The following is a 19,664-nucleotide window of genomic DNA, read 5'->3' as shown; positions in this document are numbered from 1 at the left end:
GGCGGTGAAACGTGCCCGGCCCCGGGGCTCCCCCGGCCCGGTCTCAGCCCTGGGGCGGCGTGGCGACGAAGGCCTCGGCCGGCTTGCTGGTCGGGACGTAGAGCGCGGTCTTGGCGGTGGTCGGCACCAGGTCCTTGTGCACGGCCTTGGCGACGTTCTGGATGGTGGTCACGCCGTAGCTCATGGTGCTGTTGTCCTGCGTGAGCACGGAGATCATGTAGTCGTGCCCGGCGCCGTTGAAGGTGCCGAGGCTGTGCACCCGCCAGCCGTGCGTGGAGCGCTGCAGCCAGCCGTTCTTGACGTGCACGGAGACGGTGGAGGGGGCGCCGGCCGGGGTGCCCCAGCGCTGGGACGAGATGACCTTGCCCATCAACTTCTGGATGTAGGCCCGGGAGTTGTCGCTGAGCACGCTGTTCTTGGCGGTGATCAGCTGGAGCAGCTTCTGCTCGTCGTTGACGTTCTCCTGCGTCAGACCCCAGTAACCGCCCGAGCCCGGCACGGTCTTGGTCATCTTGGCGGCGGCCAGGAAGCCCTTGATCTTCGTCACGCCCAGCTGCTTCCACAGCTTGCTGGTGGCGGTGTTGTCCGACTTGGTGATCATGGCGGTGGCGAGCGAGGACTCGGTACCGGTGAGCAGCCTGTTGTGCTTCTTCGCGTCCCACAGCAGCGTGGCGAGCACGGTGACCTTGACGGTGCTGGCCGAGTCGTAGGCGCTGGTGGCGCGCAGGGTGCAGGTCGTCTTGGTGGAGCGGTCGTAGACCCCGAGGGCGACGGTGCCCTTGCGGTTCGCGAGCGCGGCGGTGATGTCCTTCTTCAGCTTGGCGGCGAGTCCGCTCTTCGCGGACGTGCAGCTGACGGCGGGCGTGGCCGCGGCGGCCGGGGTGGCGGCCGCGACGGTGGGTATGAGCAGCGCGACACCGAGCGCCGCCGCCGACGCCTTGGCGCGCCGGCTGATGCGGTGATCCATGGAGGAATCCCCCTGAAAACGACGTGAGAACACACCCCTTGCGGGCACTTACGGCCTTTTGACTCGCAGGGGCGGTCGGAAGTTGCACACATGTTCTCAGGGGCGGGTGCGGCAACGGGCGCGGGGGAGGCGGTGCTTGGGGTATGCCGGAGGAGGCACCCGTGGCACGCAGGGACTGCGAAGTGCACACGGCGTTGCGGTCGAGGGGCGGCCGGCCCCTCGGGCCTGCCCGAGTCGGCGCGAACCTCCGGACCTTTACCGCCGGTTGGCGCGGCTCTCGAACGCGAACGCCACGAACCGTCTGGAGGTTTTGGGCCGGTGAGCGACGGACTGACGGGGAGGGGCCCACACCATGGGTGACCAGGGGGTGTCGGCAAGCCATTGATCCGGGTGAGGCCGGACGAGGGTACGGTTCGGGCGTGACCAGTGACGTTGCCGCCCCGAGCGGGACTTGGGACGCCTCGGTGCGCTCTCGTGTTGCCGCGATGGCTCGGGAAGAGTGTTTGCACGTGGGCTTCCTGGCCACCCCGTTCCCGCACCCCACGGACTGGCCGGGACCTGGCAGGGAAGGCAACGGCGACTACTCGGTCGCGGGGACGCTAGTCCTCGGCGAGACCGGCTGCGGCACCTTCTCCCGCCTGGTCGTTACGGGGAGCAATGCCGGACAAGTGTGGCTCGCCGACCGGTCCTGGGGTGGACTGACCCCAGGACCGGAATTCCGCGACTGGTACACCGCATGACTGACATCCGAGTAGATCTCAAACGTGGTCCGAGACCATTCGAAGACACACGAAACGGACAGATTCCCGGGTGCGAGGAACACTACTGCTATGACCGCTAGCTTCTCCGTGCGGAACATGGAGGTCATAGCTCCCCTCTACGGAGCGCAACTCCCCCCGCTGGACTCGGTCCGGCTGCGTTCCGTCCATCTGGACTGGCGGGGGCCGCAGGTGGCTCTACGACTCGATCTGCCCGCGCCGACCGCTCCGTTGCCGGACGACTGGACGGCGTCCGGAGTCGACACCGTTCAGTGCCATCTCCGGTTCCTGGCGGTGGCCGACCTGGTGCTGTCCGCCTGGGAACCGCCCATTACGGCCCGGATTTCGACGGCACCTCTACCGGGCGGCGAGCGTCGGATCCGGGTGACAGCCTCGACGGACGGCCACGCATTCCTCGACTTCACCGCCAGCGCGGACGTGCTCGCCGGACATCTGAGCGGCTTCCGACTCGGGCCGGACGGCTCGGACGACGGTCCGCACGTCTTCCTCGGCAAGGTGGACGCCAGACGGTACTCGACGATCCCCGACCCCTGCGAGAAGACCTTCTATGAACGCTGACCTCGCCGCGCTGACGACGCCGTCCGCGCTGAGCAGCCACGACCTGTTCTACGTGCACCTCGATGAACGTCGGCGCTCCCTAACCCTCGGGTTCACCGCCCAAGAGGGCCATGAAGGCCATGAGTTCTTCCTCGCCTTCACCGACGTGCGCAACGTGTCGGTGCACGGCTGGGGCCCTCCGGGGCGGAAGAACGTACGACTCGAAAGAACCGAGACGGGTGTCACGGCGTCCGTCGAGGCCCCCGGCTCCTCACTGAGCTTCGAGGCGGTGGACGTGACCGTGCCCCGCACCCGCTCCTTCCCGGTGGTTCCGCGGAGTGAATGAGCCGCCTCGGTGGCGCCGTCGTGTCAGATCGGCGCGTTGACGAGGCAGAGCAACGCCCCGATGCCGAGCAGGACGAGGCCGGTGCCTCCGACGAGGAGGACGACGGGTCGCTCCTTGTCGAAGTCGAGGTCCTTGCGGACGCCTGTCTTCGCCCGGCGGGGCTTCCTGCTGTCGTACACGACCGGCACGACGGTGCCCTCGGGGCCGGGCAGTTCGCTCATGTACTCGTGGAACCGCGCGCGCGGAGCCCCCTCCGGGAGGCAGACGTCGAAGAAGACCCGATGTGACCCGGTCGCGTACTCGTGGAACGCGTAGACCGCCTCCCCTTGGACGCCGTGGTGCTTCAAAGCGCGCATGAGGCGGTAGATCACGAAGTTCCCCGACTGCGCCAACAGGGCGAAGAACCCGAAGAGCATGAGGACGGTGCTCAAGGCCGCAAGGAAAGACACGACACCCCCAACCGTGTGGCAGCTCACCGTAGTCCACCACGCGGGACCGGCGCCCGGGCCGCGACCGGAGTTCTCAGCCCAGGTGCGTCGGCGCGAACATCCGCAGCACAGCCGGCAGGACCACCACCGACGGGCCCGGAGTCGACAGGGCCCGGGCCAGGTCCGTCTCCAGGGATTGCGGGGTCGTCCGCACGCCCGGCACGCCGAAGGACTCCGCCAGGGCCACGTAGTCCGGGCGGTGGAGTTCCGTCGCGGTCGGTTCGCCGAAGGCGTCCGTCATGTACTCGCGCAGGATGCCGTAGCCGCCGTCGTCGACGATGAGCCAGGTGACGGGGAGGTCGTACTGACGGGCCGTGGCCAGTTCGGCGATCGAGTAGAGGGCGCCGCCGTCGCCGGAGACCGCGAGGACCGGGTGGGCCGGGTCGGCCGCCGCCGCGCCCAGTGCCGCCGGGAAGGCGTAGCCGAGGCCGCCCGCCCCCTGGGCCGAGTGCATGGTGTTCGTACCCCGGGGGTCGAAGGCCGACCACGCCCAGTAGGCCAGGATCGTCATGTCCCAGAAGGAGGGGGCGCCGGCGGGCAGGGCGCGGCGGACGGCCGCCAACACGTCTTGCTCAAGGGTCAGTTGCTGGGACGCGATGCGTTCGGAGACGCGGGACAGCAGGGCGCGCACCCGGGCCGGGGCCTCCGGGTCCGTGCGGGCGTCCACCGTCTCCAGCAGGGCCTGGAGCGCCAGGCGCGCGTCCGCGTGGATGCCGAGGGCCGGGTGGTTGGCCTCCAGCTTGCCCAGGTCCGCCTCGATCTGGACGATCCGCCCGCGCGGCCGGAACGTGTGGTAGTTCGAGGAGAGTTCGCCCAGGCCCGAGCCGACGACCAGGAGGACGTCCGCGTCCTCCAGGAAGTCCGTCGTGTAGCGGTCCTCCAGCCAGGACTGGAGGGACAGCGGGTGTTCCCAGGGGAACGCGCCCTTGCCGCCGAAGGTGGTCACCACCGGGGCCTGGAGTCTCTCCGCCAGCGCCAGCAGCTTGCCCGAGGCGTCCGACCGTACGACCCCGCCGCCCGCGATGATCGCCGGGCGGGAGGCGCGGGACAGCAGGTCGGCCGCGACCGCCGTCAGTTCGGGGCGCGGCGGCAGGTCCTCCGGGGTCGCGTCCGGGGCCGTCACCACCGGCAGCGAGGCGGGTGCGAGCAGGACGTCCTGCGGGATCTCCACCCACACCGGGCCGTGCGGGGCCGACAGGGCGGATTTCCACGCGGCGGCGATGGCGGAGGGGATCTGGGACTGGGCGCGGACCGTGTGGACGGACTTGACCACGCCCCGGAACGAGGCCGCCTGGTCGGGGAGTTCATGCAGGTAGCCGTGGCGGCCGCCGCCCAGGCCCGCCGTCGGGACCTGGCTGCTGATCGCGAGGACCGGGGCGGAGGCCGAGGCCGCCTCCTGGAGGGCCGCCAGCGAGGTGAGCGCGCCCGGGCCCGTCGACAGCAGCAGCGGGGCCGCCTCGCCGGTCATGCGGCCGTACGCGTCCGCCGCGAAGCCCGCGTTGTTCTCCACCCGCAGGCCCACGTAGCGCAGGTACGAGCGGCGCAGTGCGTCGAACATGCCGAGCGCGTGCTGGCCGGGCAGGCCGAAGACGGTCGTCGCGCCCAGCCCGGCCAGCATCTCCACGACCAGGTCTCCGCCGTTGCGGCCGGGGGGCGGGTTCAGTGCGGCCTCCCGCTGGGCGGCGGTCGGCTGGAGTACCAGGTCGTGGTCGTGCGTCACGTCGCTTACGCGTCCTTTCGAGCCGCCGCGATCTGGCGGGACATGATGGTGGTCAGTTCGTAGGCCGTGTGGGAGGCGGCCACGGACGTGATCTCCGCGTGGTCGTACGCCGGGGCGACCTCGACCACGTCCGCGGAGACCAGGTTGCAGCCGGCCAGCCCGCGCAGGATCTCCAGCAGCTCGCGGGAGGTCATGCCGCCCGCCTCGGGGGTGCCGGTGCCGGGCGCGTGCGCCGGGTCGAGGCAGTCGATGTCGATGGAGATGTACAGCGGGCGGTCGCCGATGCGCTGGCGCAGCTGGTCGGCGACCTCGTCGGCGCCCCGGCGGTAGACGTCCGCGGAGGTGACGATGCCGAAGCCCATCTTCTCGTCGTCGGTCAGGTCCTGCTTGCCGTACAGCGGGCCGCGGGTGCCCACGTGGGAGAGGGCGGAGGTGTCGAGGATGCCCTCCTCGACCGCGCGACGGAACGGGGTGCCGTGGGTGTACTCGGCCCCGAAGTAGGTGTCCCAGGTGTCCAGGTGGGCGTCGAAGTGGAGCAGGGCGACCGGGCCGTGCTTCTTCGCCACCGAACGCAGCAGCGGGAGGGCGATGGTGTGGTCGCCGCCCAGGGTCATCAGCCGGGCGCCGGTGCCGAGCAGGTCGTCGGCCGCCGCCTCGATCGTCTCGACCGCCTCGTTGATGTTGAACGGGTTCACCGCGATGTCGCCGCCGTCCGCCACCTGCGCCAGCGCGAACGGTGACGCGTCCTGCGCGGGGTTGTACGGGCGCAGCAGCCGGGACGCCTCGCGGATGGCGTTGCCGCCGAAGCGGGCACCCGGCCGGTACGAGACGCCGGAGTCGAACGGCACGCCCACCACGGCGACGTCGGCGGTGCCGACCTCGTCCAGGCGGGGCAGCCGGGCGAAGGTGGCGGGTCCGGCGTACCGCGGGACGCGGGAGGAGTCGACGGGGCCGCGGGGCGTCTCGTTGCCGCTCATGTGAAATGCCTTCTTTCCTGCGCTTTGCGGCGCATGTACTGCTTTCCTGACGACTCTACTGGTGAGCCGTGACCGGTTCGGAAGGGAGTTCGGGGGCCCGTCCGGCCAGGCGGTCGCGCCAGGTGGCCAGGACGGTCTCGTCGGTCGGCCTGGTGGCCAGGGAGACGACGACGTAGGCGGCCAGGGAGGCCAGCAGGCCGTAGTACACCGGCTCGTTGGCGAGGATGCCGTACCCGGCCATCAGCCCGATGACGGCCAGGCCGCCGGTGATCACGGAGGCCAGCGCGCCCTGCACGGTGCCGCGCTTCCACAGCAGGCCGCCGAGGATCGACACCAGCAGACCGCCGACGAGGAGGTCGTACGCCACCGTCAGCGCCTCCACCACGTCGTTGAGCGCGATCGCCGTACCGATCACCGCGAGGCCCATGACCAGGATGAAGGCGCGGTTGCCCGAGACCTCGTCGTGCGCCCCGGGACCGGGGTCGGCGCCCCGGCGGACGGCTCCGCGCAGCCGCGACCAGATGTCGTTGTTGGCGACGGTGGCGCAGGCGATCAGCGCACCGGAGGAGGTGGACATCACCGCGGCCAGGGCGGCGGCCAGCACCAGTCCGCGCACACCGACGGGGAGTTCGGCCTTGACGATGGTGGCGAAGGCGTCGTCGGGGCTGGCCAGCTGGGGGTAGAGCACCTTGGCGGCGGTGCCGATCACCGCGCCGGCCACGGCGTAGGCCAGACAGTAGGTTCCGGCCACCGTGCCGCCCCAGCGGGCGGTGCGGTCGCTGCGGGCGGTGAACACGCGCTGCCAGATGTCCTGGCCGATCAGCATGCCGAAGGTGTAGATCAGCACGTACGTGAAGATGGTCTCGCCGCCGATGCCCAGCGGATCGAAGTACGTGGTCGGCAGCTTGGCCTTCATCTCGCCGAAGCCGCCCGCCCGGATCACCGCGATCGGCAGCAGCAGGAGCAGCACGCCGATCGTCTTGACGACGAACTGCACCATGTCGGTGAGCGTGATGGACCACATGCCGCCGAGGGTCGAGTACGCCACGACGATCGAGCCGCCGATGACGATCGCCAGCGTGCGGTTCATGTCGAAGAGGACGTCGAAGATCGTGGCGTAGGCGATGGTGGAGGTCACCGCGAGCATCAGGGTGTACGCCCACATGACCACGCCGGAGATCACGCCCGCCCGGCCGCCGTAGCGCAGGTCCAGCATCTCGGAGACCGTGTAGACCTTCAGCCGGGCGATGCGCGCGGAGAAGAACACGGAGAGTGCCAGCAGGCCGAGGCCGATGGTGAAGACCATCCAGGCGCCGGAGAGACCGTACTGGTAGCCGAGGCCGACGCCGCCGATGGTGGAGGCGCCGCCGAGGACGATCGCGGCCATGGTGCCCGAGTACATCGCGGGTCCGAGGCGCCGGCCCGCCACCAGGAAGTCGCTCTTGGACTTGGCGCGGCGCATGCCCCACCAGCCCATGGCCAGCATTCCGGCGAGATACAGGACGATCACCGTGTAGTCGACGGCCATGTGGGGCCCTCCTTCGCGCACTCTCCGGTGGCGTGTCGTGCAGATGCGGTGGGGTCATGCCGACGGCGGATCGCGGGGACATCCGCCCGTACCCGCGGCCGTCGGCTCCGGACCGACATTAGGTGGCCGGAAAGCGACTGCGAAGTGTACGTTTCATCCACAGGAGGGGGCTTGGAGTGGAGGAAACGCGCACCATGACCAACCACCACGCGCCGGTCCCGCCCACCCCGCCGGTCCCCCTGTCCGCGCTCCTCGCCCGGGACGACCTCGCCCTGCGCCGGATCGCCGGCCCCGGCGGCGCGGACGTCGTCATCCACTGGGCGCACACCTCGGAGATGGCCGATCCGTACCCGTATCTGCTCGGCGGCGAGCTGCTGCTGACGGCGGGCGTGCAGATCCCCGACGCATCGGCGCCGGACGCCTTCTTCGACGCGTACGTCGCCCGGATCGTCGCGGCGGGCGGCGCGGCCCTCGGCTTCGGGCTCGCTCCGGTGCACGAGAGCGTTCCGCGCGCCCTGGTGGCCGCCTGCGACACCCATGGGCTGCCCCTGCTGGAGGTCCCGCCGCAGACCACCTTCTCGGCCGTGGCGCGCGCCGTGTGGCAGCTGATGGCGCGGGCCAGGCTGGCCGAGCTGCGCCGGGTCACCGAGGCCCAGCTGAGTCTCGCCGCCGCGGCCGCCCGTCCCGACCCGGTGCCGTCCGTGCTGCGCCGGCTGGCCCAGCGGCTCGGCGGGCAGGCGGTGCTCCACGGCCCGGACGGCACGCCGATCGCGACGGCGGGCCGCGAACCGGTGCCGGGGGCGCGGGAGGCGCTGGCGGAACTGGCGCGGGTGGTCCGGCCGGCGGGCCCGGTGGGACCCTCCTCGGCCACCGACACCGTCGGCGGCGCGCATCTCTCCGCGTACGCGCTCGGGTCCGGGGCGGGCTTCGTGCTCGGGGTGGCGGCCGGGCGGCGGGAGGCGGGGGACCACACCATCGCCTCAGTGGGCGCGGTGCTGCTGTCGCTGCTGACCGGGGAGCACCAGAGCGCGGCGGGGGCGGCGCGGTCCTCCGCGCTGGTACGGCTGCTGCTCGGGGCCGCGCCGGAGACCGTCGCGCCCCTGCTCGGGGACGGCGACTGGTTCGTCGTGCACGCCTCGCCGGAACCGCCGGAGCCGTCCGCCGCGCACCGCTCGCCGCAGCCGCGGAAACCCGGCGCCCTCGGCGCCTCCGCGCTCGGGGCCGCCCTGGGGTCCCCGCTGGTCGACGCCGCCGAGGAGGTGGTGCGCGTCCTCGCGCCCGCCGACCGGGAGCCCGCCCCGGTGCCCGGCTGGACGCTCGGGGTCAGCGCGCCCGCGGCGCCGCAGGAGTGGCAGGCCGCCGACGCCCAGGCGGCGCGCGCCCTGGCCCGCGCCCGCGCCGCCCGCTCCCCGCTGGTCCGGCACGACTCCCGCCCCGGACTGTCGCGGCTGGTGCCCGAGGCGGAGGCGCGGGCCCACGCGCGCACCCTGCTCGCGCCGCTCTCCCCCCGGCCCGCGCTGATCGACACCCTGCGCACCTGGCTTTCGCTGCACGGCAGTTGGGACCGCACCGCGGTCGCCCTGGGTGTGCACCGCAACACCGTGCGGCAACGCATCGCCCGCTGCGCCCTGCTGCTGGACACCGACCTTGACGACGCGGACGTGCGCATGGAGTTGTGGTTCGCGCTGCGGCACCGGTGACGGCCGGGCGTGACCCCCGTCCCAGCGGACGGAACCCCGGGGCCGCCCGCGCCGGGCTGCCCCACAATGGGAGGCATGCCGATACCCGGGACACCCAGCCGCGCGCAGCTCGTCGACCACCTGGTGAGAACCCGTATCGCGGGGGACGTCGCCACGCCCCGCGAGAACAACCTCTCCCACTACCGCCTGCTGGCCAACGGCGACCGCAACTTCTGGCTCGGCCTGGAGCTGGGCGACCGCTGGGCGGACGAGCAGGACGTGCTCGCGGTGATGGCCGAGCGGGTGGGCGTCAACGACGACCCCGAGTACCGGCACGGCCAGGACACCATCGACCCGGAGCTGACCGTGGACGCGCTGGACCGGCTGGCGGCGCAGCTGCGCAAGGCGGCCGAGGGGCGCCAGCGGGTGCTGTTCGCCACCGGGCACCCGGGCGGGCTGCTGGACGTGCACCGGGCCACGGCCGCCGCGCTGCGCGCCGCCGGCTGCGAGATCGTCGTCATCCCGGACGGCCTGCAGACCGACGAGGGCTACGTCATGCAGTTCGCGGACGTGGCCGTCCTGGAGCACGGGGCCACCCTGTGGCACACCCACTCCGGGGAGCCGATGCGGGCCATTCTCACGGGACTTGAGCGGGCCGGCCGGCCGCTGCCCGACCTGGTGGTCGCCGATCACGGCTGGGCCGGGTACGCCGCTCAGCACGGCCTGGACTCGGTCGGCTACGCGGACTGCAACGACCCGGCGCTCTTCCTCGCCGAGTCGGAGGGCACCCTCCAGGTCGCGGTGCCGCTGGACGACCATGTGACCAGCCCGCGCCACTACGACCCGATGACCGCGTACCTGCTCACCGCGGCCGGCCTGGACCAGTAGCGCCGGACCGGCAGCCCCCGGTCACAAGGATGTGCGGCCCCGCGAGCGGGACCGCACACCGCATTCCGTCATGAGGGGGGCTCAGCGGCCGCCGCCGCCGTGACCGCCACCGCCGTGGCCGCCACCACCGTGACCGCCGCCACCGTGGCCACCGCCACCGCGTCCACCGTGGTCACCACCGCGTCCACCGTGGTCGCCGCCGCGTCCGCCGTGGTCGCCACCGCGCCCACCGTGGTCGCCGCCGCGTCCACCGTGGTCGTAGCCGCCGCGTCCACCATCGTCGTAGCCGCCGCGTCCACCGTGGTCGTAGCCGCCGCGTCCGCCGTGGTCATAGCCGCCGCGTCCGCCGTCGTCGTCGTATCCACCACGTCCGCCGCGGTCACCGCCGCGTCCGCCGTGGTCGCCACCGCGTCCACCGTGGTCGCCGCCGCGTCCGCCATGGCCGCCGCCACCGTTGTCGTCGAACCTGCTGACGGAACTGGTGGTGGGGTGGTCGAACGTCGTCGCCGAGGCAGTGCTCGCTGCGCTGAGTGCGGCTCCACCGGCCAGCATGACACCGGCCGCGGACAGGGCGAAGAGACGCCTCGTGCGTTGTGCTCGCATAGGAGATACCTTCCGTTCCATCGTCTCTCACGGCTCCGTGTCGGGAACGCGCGAGGTTGATGGCCGCCGCCGCACACAGAGAACGTGCGGCACGGTCTTCGGATGTTCCGCTGGATCATGTGCGGCACGTCGATACGGCCGACGCCTGCGGTCCGCCCGGACGCTGTCGCGCCGTCAGGTACCGCGGCTGAGGATCGAGGTGTCCCCCTGACCTCGCCGACCGCGCATGCCGAGCACGTGCGGCTTTCACTGATTGAGCCTAGTACCCCATCCGTCACTTGGCACCTCGGGAAACCAACGCACGGCCGGCATCAACGCGGGACCCGGACCACGCCCTCCTGTATCACCGTGATGGCGAGCCGGCCGTCCTGGGTGTAAATACGCGCCTGGCCGAGGCCGCGGCCACCGTGCGCGGACGGCGACTCCTGGTCGTAGAGCAGCCATTCGTCGGCGCGGAAGGGGCGGTGGAACCACATCGCGTGGTCCAGCGAGGCGCCGACCACGTCGCCGACCGCCCAGCCGCCGCGGCCGTGCGCGAGCAGCACGGAGTCGAGCAGCGTCATGTCGGAGACGTAGGTGGCGAGGACGACGTGCAGCAGGGGGTCGTCGTTCAGCTTGCCGTTGGTGCGGAACCACACCTGGCTGTGCGGCTCGCGCGGCTCGCCGAACCTCCCGAACGGCGGCTCGTCCACGTACCTGAGGTCGACCGCCTCACGGGCCTCCAGGAAGCGCTCCACCACGCCGGGCGCGAGATGGCCGTAGCCGCGCAGCCGCTCCTGGGAGGTGGGCAGGGTCGCCGGGTCCGGCGCGGACGGCATCGGCGCCTGGTGGTCGAGGCCCTCCTCGTACGTCTGGAAGGACGCGGAGAGGTGGAAGATCGGCTTGCCGTGCTGGACGGCGACCACGCGGCGGGTCGTGAACGACCGGCCGTCGCGGATGCGGTCGACGGTGTACACGATCGGCGCGCCGGGGTCGCCGGGGCGCAGGAAGTAGGCGTGCAGGGAGTGGGCGGGCCGGTCCGCGGGGACCGTCCGCCCGGCCGCGACCAGCGCCTGCGCCGCGACCTGCCCGCCGAAGACGCGGGGCACGACGGCGGAGCGCGACCGGCCGCGGAAGATGTCCTCCTCGATCCGCTCCAGGTCGAGCAGATCGAGGAGGTCTTCGAGTGCCTGGCTCATGGTGTCTGGTGTACCGGCCGGTGTTGCGCCGGGCTTACAGGCCCATGTCCTTGGCGATGATCGTCTTCATGATCTCGCTGGTGCCGCCGTAGATGCGGTTGACGCGGTTGTCCGCGTAGAGGCGGGCGATCGGGTACTCGTTCATGTAGCCGTAGCCGCCGTGCAGCTGGAGGCAGCGGTCGATGACCCGGTGCGCCACCTCGGTGCAGAACAGCTTGGCGGAGGCGGCCTCGGCGGGGGTCAGCTCACCCGCGTCCAGGGCCTCGGTGGCGCGGTCGGCGACGGCCTCGGCGGCGTCCACCTCGGCCTGGCAGGCGGCCAGCTCGAACTTGGTGTTCTGGAAGTGCGCGACCGGCTTGCCGAAGACGGTGCGCTCCTGGACGTACTGCTTGGCGAACCGGACGGCGGCCTTGGCCTGCGCGTAGGCGCCGAAGGCGATGCCCCAGCGCTCGGAGGCCAGGTTGTGGCCGAGGTAGTAGAAGCCCTTGTTCTCCTCGCCGAGCAGGTCCTCGACCGGGACCTTGACGTCCACGAAGGCCAGCTCGGCGGTGTCGGAGGTCTTCAGGCCCAGCTTGTCCAGCTTGCGGCCGACGGAGTAGCCCTCGGACTTGGTGTCCACGGCGAACAGCGAGATGCCGTGGCGGCGGTCCTCGGCGGTGGGCGCCGAGGTACGGGCGCACACGATGACGCGGTCGGCGTGCACGCCACCGGTGATGAAGGTCTTGGCGCCGTTGAGGACGTAGTGCGTGCCGTCCTCGCTGAGCTTGGCGGTGGACTTCATGCCCGCGAGGTCGGAACCGGTGCCCGGCTCCGTCATCGCGATGGCCCACATCTCCTCGCCGGTGACGAACTTCGGCAGGTAGCGCTTCTTCTGGTCCTCGGTGGCGAGCATCTTGATGTACGGCAGGGCGAGCAGCACGTGCACGCCGGAGCCGCCGAACTGGACGCCCGCGCGGGCGGTCTCCTCGTAGAGGACGGCCTCGAACTTGTGGCTGTCCAGACCCGCGCCGCCGAACTCCTCGGGGACGTTGATGCCGAAGATGCCCAGCTCTCCGAGCTTGTAGTAGAAGTCGCGCGGCGCCTGGCCGGCCGCGAACCACTCGTCGTACACCGGTACGACCTCGGCCTCGATGAAGGCGCGCAGGGTCTCCCGGAACGCCTCGTGATCCTCGTTGAACACCGTACGGCGCACGCCGCCCACCTCCACGTACCTCGGCATGCCGGAATGGGGCATGTCTAAGCGCTTGCTCATTGGAGCGTACCGGCGGGTAGGTGGCCCGTCCAGGGGTGGCCGGTCGTAACGCTCGTCACGCCGGGTAGGAACGCGGCGAGCGGCTACGCGGCGCCGGCGGCCTCGAACGCCCCGCGCGCCATCCGGTGCAGCAGCGCCGCCGTGGCGCCACGGCCCGGGAGGGTGCCCGCGCGGCCCAGGTGGGGGGTGGAGTTGAGCAGGCCGAAGACCGAGTGGACGGCCGAGCGGGCGGTGGGCTCGGTCAGCGCCGGGTAGACCTCGCGGACCACCTCCACCCACAGCTCGACGTACTGCCGCTGGAGCTGGCGCACCAGCTTGCGGTCGCTGTCGCGCAGCCGGTCCAGCTCGCGGTCGTGCAGGGTGATCAGCGGCCGGTCGTCCAGCGCGAAGTCGATGTGGCCCTCGATCAGGGAGTCCAGCACCGCGGAGGCGCCCAGGTCGCCGTCGGCCTCCGCGAGCCGCCGCCGGGCGCCGGTCAGCAGCTGCCCGCTGATGCCCACCAGCAGCTCGGCGAGCATCGCGTCCTTGCCCGGGAAGTGCCGGTACAGACCGGGGCCGCTGATGCCGACCGCCGCCCCTATCTCGTCCACGCCGACGCCGTGGAAGCCGCGCTCGGCGAACAGCCGCGCGGCTTCCTTCAGGATCTGCTCGCGCCGGGTCGGGGCGTCGGTTCTGGGAGCCATGAAGACAATTCTAGACAGCGAGGTTAGCGGTCGTTAACCTGAAGGAAATGGTTAACGCTCATTAACCGGTCCGAGCACCGGGTGAGGGGACCGCAGAATGCAGGAGGCACCGGAGCTCCGGAGCGCGGCAGACCCCGCGTCGGAGGCCTGGCGGGCCAATGAAGAGGCCCATCTCGCACTGGTCGAGGAGTTGCGCGGCAAGCTGGCCGCGGCGGCGCTCGGCGGCGGTGAGCGGGCGCGTGCGCGGCACACCGCGCGCGGCAAGCTGCTGCCCAGGGACAGGGTCGACACACTGCTCGACCCGGGCTCGCCCTTCCTGGAGCTGGCACCGCTGGCGGCCGAGGGGATGTACGACGGCCAGGCGCCGGCCGCCGGGGTGATCGCCGGGATCGGGCGGGTCAGCGGGCGCGAGTGCGTGATCGTCGCCAACGACGCCACCGTCAAGGGCGGCACGTACTACCCGATGACGGTGAAGAAGCACCTGCGCGCCCAGGAGGTGGCCCTCGACAACCGGCTGCCCTGCGTCTACCTGGTCGACTCCGGCGGCGCCTTCCTGCCGATGCAGGACGAGGTGTTCCCGGACCGCGAGCACTTCGGGCGGATCTTCTACAACCAGGCCCGGATGTCCGGCGCGGGCATCCCGCAGATCGCGGCCGTGCTCGGCTCCTGCACCGCGGGCGGCGCGTACGTCCCGGCGATGAGCGACGAGGCGGTCATCGTCCGGAACCAGGGCACCATCTTCCTGGGCGGCCCCCCGCTGGTGAAGGCGGCCACCGGCGAGGTGGTCACGGCGGAGGAGCTGGGCGGCGGCGAGGTCCACTCCCGGATCTCCGGCGTCACCGACCACCTCGCGGAGGACGACGCGCACGCCCTGCGGATCGTCCGCACCATCGTCTCCACCCTCCCGGCCCGGCGGTCGCTGCCCTGGGAGGTCACCCCGGCCGTCGAACCGAAGGTGGACCCGGCCGGGCTGTACGGCGCGGTCCCGGTCGACTCCCGCACCCCCTACGACGTCCGCGAGATCATCGCGCGCGTGGTCGACGGCTCCCGGTTCGCCGAGTTCAAGAGCGAGTACGGCCAGACGCTGGTCACCGGTTTCGCCCGCATCCACGGCCACCCGGTGGGGATCGTCGCCAACAACGGCATCCTCTTCTCCGAGTCCGCCCAGAAGGGCGCCCACTTCATCGAGCTGTGCGACCAGCGCGGCATCCCGCTGGTGTTCCTCCAGAACATCTCCGGCTTCATGGTCGGCAAGGACTACGAGGCGGGCGGCATCGCCAAGCACGGCGCCAAGATGGTGACGGCGGTGGCCTGCACCCGCGTGCCCAAGCTGACCGTCGTCGTCGGCGGCTCCTACGGCGCGGGCAACTACTCGATGTGCGGCCGGGCCTACTCCCCCCGCTTCCTGTGGATGTGGCCCAACGCCAAGATCTCCGTGATGGGCGGCGAGCAGGCCGCCAGCGTCCTCGCCACGGTCAAGCGCGACCAGATGGAGGGCCGCGGCGAGTCCTGGTCCGCCGAGGACGAGGAGACCTTCAAGGCGCCGATCCGCGCCCAGTACGAGACCCAGGGCAACGCGTACTACGCCACCGCCCGGCTGTGGGACGACGGCGTGATCGACCCGATGGAGACCCGTCAGGTGCTCGGACTCGCCCTGACGGCCTGCGCCAACGCGCCACTGGGAGATCCCCAGTTCGGCGTCTTCCGGATGTGAGGAGGGGAACCGTGTTCGACACAGTGCTGGTCGCCAACCGGGGCGAGATCGCGGTACGGGTCATCCGTACGCTCCGCTCGCTGGGCGTGCGCTCGGTGGCGGTCTTCTCCGACGCCGACGCGGACGCGCGGCACGTCCGGGAGGCCGACACGGCGGTACGGATCGGCCCGGCTCCGGCGGCGGAGAGCTATCTGTCGGTGGAGCGGCTGCTGGAGGCCGCCGCCCGCACCGGCGCGCAGGCCGTCCACCCCGGCTACGGCTTCCTCGCCGAGAACGCCGCCTTCGCGCGGGCCTGCGAGGAGGCGGGACTGGTCTTCATCGGCCCGCCGGCGGACGCCATCGCGCTGATGGGCGACAAGATCCGCGCCAAGGAGACGGTCGAGGCCGCCGGGGTGCCGGTGGTCCCGGGCGGACGCGACCCCGAACTGGCCGACGCGGCCCGCGAGCTGGGCGCGCCCGTGCTGCTGAAGCCGTCGGCCGGCGGTGGCGGCAAGGGCATGCGCCTGGTGCGGGACCTGTCGGTGCTGGACGAGGAGATCGCCGCCGCCCGCCGCGAGGCCCGAGCCTCCTTCGGCGACGACACCCTGCTGGTGGAGCGGTGGATCGACCGGCCCCGGCACATCGAGATCCAGGTGCTGGCCGACGGCCACGGCAACGTGGTCCACCTCGGCGAGCGCGAGTGCTCGCTCCAGCGGCGGCACCAGAAGATCATCGAGGAGGCGCCGAGCGTCCTGCTCGACGAGGCGACGCGGGCGGCGATGGGCGAGGCGGCCGTGCAGGCGGCGCGTTCGTGCGGGTACCGGGGCGCGGGCACGGTGGAGTTCATCGTGCCGGGCAACGACCCGTCGTCGTACTACTTCATGGAGATGAACACCCGGCTCCAGGTGGAGCACCCGGTCACCGAACTGGTGACCGGCCTCGACCTGGTCGAGTGGCAGCTGCGGGTGGCGGCCGGCGAGCCGCTGGGCTTCGCGCAGGAGGACGTCCGGCTGACCGGGCACGCGGTGGAGGCCCGCATCTGCGCCGAGGACCCCGCCCGCGGCTTCCTCCCCTCCGGCGGCACGGTCCTGCTGCTGAACGAGCCCCAGGGCGACGGCGTCCGCACCGACTCCGGCCTCAGCGAGGGAACCGAGGTCGGCAGCCTGTACGACCCGATGCTCTCCAAGGTGATCGCGTACGGCCCCGACCGCGAGACGGCGCTGCGCCGGCTGCGGGCGGCGCTCGCGGAGACGGTCACGCTGGGCGTCCCGACCAACGCGGGCTTCCTGCGCCGGCTGCTGGGCCATCCGGCCGTGGTGGCGGGCGAGCTGGACACCGGTCTGGTGGAGCGGGTCGTGGACGACCTGGTCACCACCCGGGTGCCGGAGGAGGTCTACGAGGCGGCGGCCGCCGTACGCCTCGACGCGCTGAAGCCGCGCGGCTCCGGCTGGACCGACCCCTTCTCCGTGCCCGACGGCTGGCGCCTGGGCGGCACCCCGAAGCCCCCCGCCTTCGACCTGCGGGTGCAGGAGCCGGTGACGTACACCCCGCGCGGCTCCGCCGAGGTCACGGACACCGCGGTGACCGTCACCCTCGACGGCGTCCGGCACGGCTTCCACCGCGCCGGCGACTGGCTGGGCCGCGACGGCGACGCCTGGCAGGTGCGCGACCACGACCCGGTGGCCGCCTCCCTGTCCCAGGCCGCGCACGCGGGCGCCGACTCGCTGACCGCCCCGATGCCCGGCACGGTGACCGTCGTCAAGGTCGCCGTCGGCGACGAGGTGGCCGCCGGCCAGAGCCTGCTGGTGGTGGAGGCGATGAAGATGGAGCACGTCATCTCCGCCCCGCACGCGGGCACGGTCGCCGAGCTGGACGTGACGCCGGGCACCACGGTCGCCATGGACCAGGTGCTGGCCGTCATCGCACCGAAGGAGGAGGCGGAGTGAGCACCGAGCAACTGCCCATGGTCGTACCGGCCCCGGGCCTGCCCGCCCGGGTGCGGATCCACGAGGTCGGGGCGCGTGACGGGCTCCAGAACGAGAAGATCGCCGTACCGACCGAGGTGAAGGCCGAGTTCATCCGCCGGCTGGCCGACGCGGGTCTGACGACCGTGGAGGCGACGAGCTTCGTGCACCCCAAGTGGGTGCCCCAGCTCGCCGACGCGGAGCAGCTGTACCCGCAGGTGCGGGACCTGGCCGGGGTCGCGCTGCCCGTCCTCGTCCCCAACCAGCGCGGCCTGGAACGGGCGTTGGGGCTGGGCGCCGACCGGATCGCGGTCTTCGCCAGCGCCACCGAGTCCTTCGCCAAGGCCAACCTCAACCGCACGGTGGACGAGTCCCTCGCGGTGTTCGAGCCGGTGGTGCGCCAGGCCAAGGACGCGGGCGCGCACGTGCGCGGCTACGTCTCCATGTGCTTCGGCGACCCCTGGGAGGGCGCGGTGCCGCCACACCAGGTGGTCCGCGTCTGCGCCGCCCTGCGGGACATGGGCTGCGACGAGCTGAGCCTCGGCGACACCATCGGCGTGGCCACCCCCGGCCATGTGCGCGAACTCCTCAACCTGCTCAACGAGGAGGGTGTGCCGACCGACGAGATCGGTGTGCACTTCCACGACACCTACGGACAGGCCCTCGCCAACACCTACGCGGCGCTGGAGCACGGCGTGACCACGGTCGACGCGTCGGCCGGCGGGCTCGGGGGCTGCCCGTACGCCAAGTCCGCCACCGGCAACCTCGCCACCGAGGACCTGGTCTGGATGCTGCACGGGCTCGGTATCGAGACCGGCGTCGACCTCGCCCGGCTGACCGCCACCAGCGTGTGGATGGCCGCCCACCTCGACCGGCCCAGCCCCTCCCGTACCGTCCGCGCTCTCTCCCACAAGGAACAGTGATCAGCATGGACCACCGCCTCAGCCCCGAGCTGGAGGAACTCCGCCGCACGGTCGAGGAGTTCGCGCACGACGTCGTCGCGCCGAAGATCGGCGACTTCTACGAGCGGCACGAGTTCCCGTACGAGATCATCCGCGAGATGGGCCGCATGGGTCTGTTCGGGCTGCCGTTCCCGGAGGAGTACGGCGGCATGGGCGGCGACTACCTGGCGCTCGGCATCGCCCTGGAGGAGCTGGCCCGGGTCGACTCCTCGGTGGCCATCACCCTGGAGGCCGGCGTCTCGCTCGGCGCCATGCCGATCCACCTCTTCGGCACCGAGGAGCAGAAGCGCGAGTGGCTGCCCCGGCTGTGCTCGGGCGAGATGCTGGGCGGCTTCGGCCTGACCGAGCCGGACGGCGGCAGCGACGCGGGCGGGACCCGTACGACGGCCCGGCTCGACCCGGACACCGGCGAATGGGTCATCAACGGCTCCAAGTGCTTCATCACCAACTCGGGCACGGACATCACCGGGCTGGTGACGGTCACCGCGGTCACCGGCCGCAAGCCGGACGGCAGGCCGCTCATCTCCTCGATCATCGTCCCGTCGGGCACCCCGGGCTTCACGGTGGCGGCGCCCTACTCCAAGGTCGGCTGGAACGCCTCGGACACCCGCGAACTCTCCTTCGTGGACGTCCGGGTGCCCGCCGCCAACCTGCTCGGCCAGGAGGGCCGCGGCTACGCCCAGTTCCTGCGCATCCTGGACGAGGGCCGCGTCGCCATCGCCGCCCTCGCCACGGGTCTGGCCCAGGGCTGTGTGGACGAGTCGGTGAAGTACGCCAAGGAGCGGCACGCCTTCGGCCGGCCCATCGGCGCCAACCAGGCCATCCAGTTCAAGATCGCCGACATGGAGATGAAGGCCCACACGGCCCGTCTCGCCTGGCGCGACGCCGCCTCCCGGCTGGTCTGCGGCGAGCCCTTCAAGAAGGAGGCGGCCCTGGCCAAGCTCTACTCCTCCACCATCGCCGTCGACAACGCCCGCGACGCCACCCAGATCCACGGCGGCTACGGCTTCATGAACGAGTACCCGGTCGCCCGGATGTGGCGCGACTCCAAGATCCTGGAGATCGGCGAGGGCACGAGCGAGGTCCAGCGGATGCTGATCGCACGGGAGTTGGGGCTGGTGAGCTGACGGGCTCCGGCACCCCAGGAGGACGGGCCGCGCGGCCCGGGTGAGCGACCTGACCGCCACCCGGACCGCGCGGCCCCGCGTATGTCACCTCTTGTCAGCGCGACGGCCACAGCAACGCCTGGGCGACGATGACGCGTTCGCCGTCGAAGGTGACGGAGGGCCCCTCGTGCGGTTCGTAGCCGAGGGCGAGGGCCTCGCTCACCCGGTGGCAGAAGGCGGCGTCGTCCGGGCCGGTCAGTACGCGGTAGACGGGCAGACCGTCGGGGGGTGCGCTCATGGGGGACAGGATGCCA

Annotated in this window: 18 protein-coding genes; 8 read left to right on the top strand and 10 right to left on the bottom strand. The window is 71.9% G+C overall.

Translation table 11 applies throughout. The annotated features are described in order from the left end of the window. Nucleotides 1-43: 43 nt before the first annotated feature. Nucleotides 44-967 carry a serine hydrolase gene (locus tag HZZ00_RS04370; RefSeq protein ID WP_070027417.1) on the bottom strand — a complete coding sequence of 308 codons (924 nt, stop codon included), beginning with the start codon at nucleotides 965-967 and terminating at the stop codon, nucleotides 44-46. Nucleotides 968-1,797: 830 nt separating this feature from the next. Between HZZ00_RS04370 and HZZ00_RS04365 the strand changes: the two genes are divergently transcribed. Further along, nucleotides 1,798-2,304, top strand: a complete 507-nt coding sequence (locus HZZ00_RS04365; protein WP_180330967.1) for an Imm50 family immunity protein — start codon at nucleotides 1,798-1,800, stop codon at nucleotides 2,302-2,304. Further along, nucleotides 2,294-2,629 (top strand): hypothetical protein, encoded by a 336-nt coding sequence (locus HZZ00_RS04360; RefSeq protein WP_180330966.1) that lies wholly within the window; start codon nucleotides 2,294-2,296, stop codon nucleotides 2,627-2,629. Before HZZ00_RS04365 ends, HZZ00_RS04360 begins: the two co-directional genes overlap by 11 nt. 23 nt (nucleotides 2,630-2,652) lie before the next feature. On the opposite strand, the gene HZZ00_RS04355 is transcribed toward HZZ00_RS04360, so the two are convergent. The 4 genes from HZZ00_RS04355 to HZZ00_RS04340 form a co-directional block, all read right to left on the bottom strand. Next, complete coding sequence (locus HZZ00_RS04355) at nucleotides 2,653-3,060, bottom strand: hypothetical protein (RefSeq protein ID WP_180330965.1); 408 nt, start codon at nucleotides 3,058-3,060, stop codon at nucleotides 2,653-2,655. A 91-nt stretch (nucleotides 3,061-3,151) separates the two neighbouring features. Beyond that, a complete protein-coding gene (locus HZZ00_RS04350) occupies nucleotides 3,152-4,837 on the bottom strand; it encodes a thiamine pyrophosphate-binding protein (RefSeq protein WP_180330964.1) in 1,686 nt (561 codons plus the stop codon). Nucleotides 4,838-4,842: 5 nt separating this feature from the next. After that, entirely contained in the window at nucleotides 4,843-5,814 is a 972-nt protein-coding gene (gene speB / locus HZZ00_RS04345; protein WP_180330963.1) for an agmatinase, read from the bottom strand. Nucleotides 5,815-5,869: 55 nt separating this feature from the next. Further along, a complete protein-coding gene (locus HZZ00_RS04340; RefSeq protein WP_180330962.1) occupies nucleotides 5,870-7,342 on the bottom strand; it encodes a sodium:solute symporter in 1,473 nt (490 codons plus the stop codon). Nucleotides 7,343-7,536: 194 nt separating this feature from the next. On the opposite strand from HZZ00_RS04340, the gene HZZ00_RS04335 reads away from it, so the two are divergent. Further along, nucleotides 7,537-9,042: a PucR family transcriptional regulator gene (locus HZZ00_RS04335; RefSeq protein WP_180330961.1), complete on the top strand. Its 1,506-nt coding sequence runs from the start codon at nucleotides 7,537-7,539 to the stop codon at nucleotides 9,040-9,042. Between the two features lie 75 nt (nucleotides 9,043-9,117). Continuing rightward, nucleotides 9,118-9,909 (top strand): phosphatase, encoded by a 792-nt coding sequence (locus HZZ00_RS04330; protein ID WP_180330960.1) that lies wholly within the window; start codon nucleotides 9,118-9,120, stop codon nucleotides 9,907-9,909. 68 nt (nucleotides 9,910-9,977) lie between these two features. Here the strand turns inward: HZZ00_RS04330 and HZZ00_RS04325 are convergent, their stop codons facing one another. The 4 genes from HZZ00_RS04325 to HZZ00_RS04310 form a co-directional block, all read right to left on the bottom strand. Further along, entirely contained in the window at nucleotides 9,978-10,349 is a 372-nt protein-coding gene (locus HZZ00_RS04325; protein ID WP_180330959.1) for a hypothetical protein, read from the bottom strand. Nucleotides 10,350-10,823: 474 nt separating this feature from the next. Continuing rightward, nucleotides 10,824-11,690, bottom strand: coding sequence for an acyl-CoA thioesterase II (locus tag HZZ00_RS04320; protein WP_180330958.1), 867 nt, complete (start codon nucleotides 11,688-11,690; stop codon nucleotides 10,824-10,826). Nucleotides 11,691-11,724: 34 nt separating this feature from the next. Next, the gene (locus HZZ00_RS04315; RefSeq protein WP_070027479.1) at nucleotides 11,725-12,882 is read right to left on the bottom strand and encodes an acyl-CoA dehydrogenase family protein; all 1,158 of its coding nucleotides are present in this window, start codon (nucleotides 12,880-12,882) and stop codon (nucleotides 11,725-11,727) included. A 143-nt stretch (nucleotides 12,883-13,025) separates the two neighbouring features. Next, nucleotides 13,026-13,625 carry a TetR/AcrR family transcriptional regulator gene (locus tag HZZ00_RS04310; RefSeq protein ID WP_180330957.1) on the bottom strand — a complete coding sequence of 200 codons (600 nt, stop codon included), beginning with the start codon at nucleotides 13,623-13,625 and terminating at the stop codon, nucleotides 13,026-13,028. A gap of 97 nt (nucleotides 13,626-13,722) precedes the next feature. Here HZZ00_RS04310 and HZZ00_RS04305 point away from each other — a divergent pair, with 97 nt between their 5' ends. Genes HZZ00_RS04305 through HZZ00_RS04290 form a run of 4 tightly spaced genes read left to right on the top strand, consistent with a single transcriptional unit; the run spans nucleotide 13,723 to nucleotide 19,371 of the window. Further along, entirely contained in the window at nucleotides 13,723-15,339 is a 1,617-nt protein-coding gene (locus tag HZZ00_RS04305; RefSeq protein ID WP_180330956.1) for a carboxyl transferase domain-containing protein, read from the top strand. Nucleotides 15,340-15,350: 11 nt separating this feature from the next. Next, entirely contained in the window at nucleotides 15,351-17,264 is a 1,914-nt protein-coding gene (locus HZZ00_RS04300; RefSeq protein ID WP_180330955.1) for a biotin carboxylase N-terminal domain-containing protein, read from the top strand. Nucleotides 17,265-17,281: 17 nt separating this feature from the next. Continuing rightward, complete coding sequence (locus HZZ00_RS04295; protein WP_180333383.1) at nucleotides 17,282-18,205, top strand: hydroxymethylglutaryl-CoA lyase; 924 nt, start codon at nucleotides 17,282-17,284, stop codon at nucleotides 18,203-18,205. Nucleotides 18,206-18,210: 5 nt separating this feature from the next. Continuing rightward, nucleotides 18,211-19,371, top strand: a complete 1,161-nt coding sequence (locus HZZ00_RS04290; RefSeq protein ID WP_180330954.1) for an acyl-CoA dehydrogenase family protein — start codon at nucleotides 18,211-18,213, stop codon at nucleotides 19,369-19,371. A gap of 94 nt (nucleotides 19,372-19,465) precedes the next feature. Here the strand turns inward: HZZ00_RS04290 and HZZ00_RS04285 are convergent, their stop codons facing one another. Then, nucleotides 19,466-19,648, bottom strand: coding sequence for a DUF1737 domain-containing protein (locus HZZ00_RS04285; RefSeq protein WP_180330953.1), 183 nt, complete (start codon nucleotides 19,646-19,648; stop codon nucleotides 19,466-19,468). Nucleotides 19,649-19,664 lie beyond the last annotated feature (16 nt).

The organism is Streptomyces sp. NEAU-sy36, assembly GCF_013423905.1.
Classification (GTDB): domain Bacteria; phylum Actinomycetota; class Actinomycetes; order Streptomycetales; family Streptomycetaceae; genus Streptomyces; species Streptomyces misionensis.
This window is presented reverse-complemented; position numbering and strand designations above follow the sequence as displayed.

Bases quoted from the DNA above. Each gene is read 5' to 3' on its own strand.
- HZZ00_RS04320 (WP_180330958.1), bottom strand. From the start codon at position 11,690: ATGAGCCAGGCACTCGAAGACCTCCTCGATCTGCTCGACCTGGAGCGG.
- HZZ00_RS04290 (WP_180330954.1), top strand. From the start codon at position 18,211: ATGGACCACCGCCTCAGCCCCGAGCTGGAGGAACTCCGCCGCACGGTC.
- HZZ00_RS04365 (WP_180330967.1), top strand. From the start codon at position 1,798: ATGACCGCTAGCTTCTCCGTGCGGAACATGGAGGTCATAGCTCCCCTC.
- HZZ00_RS04310 (WP_180330957.1), bottom strand. From the start codon at position 13,625: ATGGCTCCCAGAACCGACGCCCCGACCCGGCGCGAGCAGATCCTGAAG.
- speB (WP_180330963.1), bottom strand. From the start codon at position 5,814: ATGAGCGGCAACGAGACGCCCCGCGGCCCCGTCGACTCCTCCCGCGTC.
- HZZ00_RS04325 (WP_180330959.1), bottom strand. From the start codon at position 10,349: ATGGCGGACGCGGCGGCGACCACGGTGGACGCGGTGGCGACCACGGCG.
- HZZ00_RS04370 (WP_070027417.1), bottom strand. From the start codon at position 967: ATGGATCACCGCATCAGCCGGCGCGCCAAGGCGTCGGCGGCGGCGCTC.
- HZZ00_RS04285 (WP_180330953.1), bottom strand. From the start codon at position 19,648: ATGAGCGCACCCCCCGACGGTCTGCCCGTCTACCGCGTACTGACCGGC.
- HZZ00_RS04360 (WP_180330966.1), top strand. From the start codon at position 2,294: ATGAACGCTGACCTCGCCGCGCTGACGACGCCGTCCGCGCTGAGCAGC.
- HZZ00_RS04295 (WP_180333383.1), top strand. From the start codon at position 17,282: ATGGTCGTACCGGCCCCGGGCCTGCCCGCCCGGGTGCGGATCCACGAG.
- HZZ00_RS04305 (WP_180330956.1), top strand. From the start codon at position 13,723: ATGCAGGAGGCACCGGAGCTCCGGAGCGCGGCAGACCCCGCGTCGGAG.
- HZZ00_RS04340 (WP_180330962.1), bottom strand. From the start codon at position 7,342: ATGGCCGTCGACTACACGGTGATCGTCCTGTATCTCGCCGGAATGCTG.
- HZZ00_RS04335 (WP_180330961.1), top strand. From the start codon at position 7,537: ATGACCAACCACCACGCGCCGGTCCCGCCCACCCCGCCGGTCCCCCTG.
- HZZ00_RS04330 (WP_180330960.1), top strand. From the start codon at position 9,118: ATGCCGATACCCGGGACACCCAGCCGCGCGCAGCTCGTCGACCACCTG.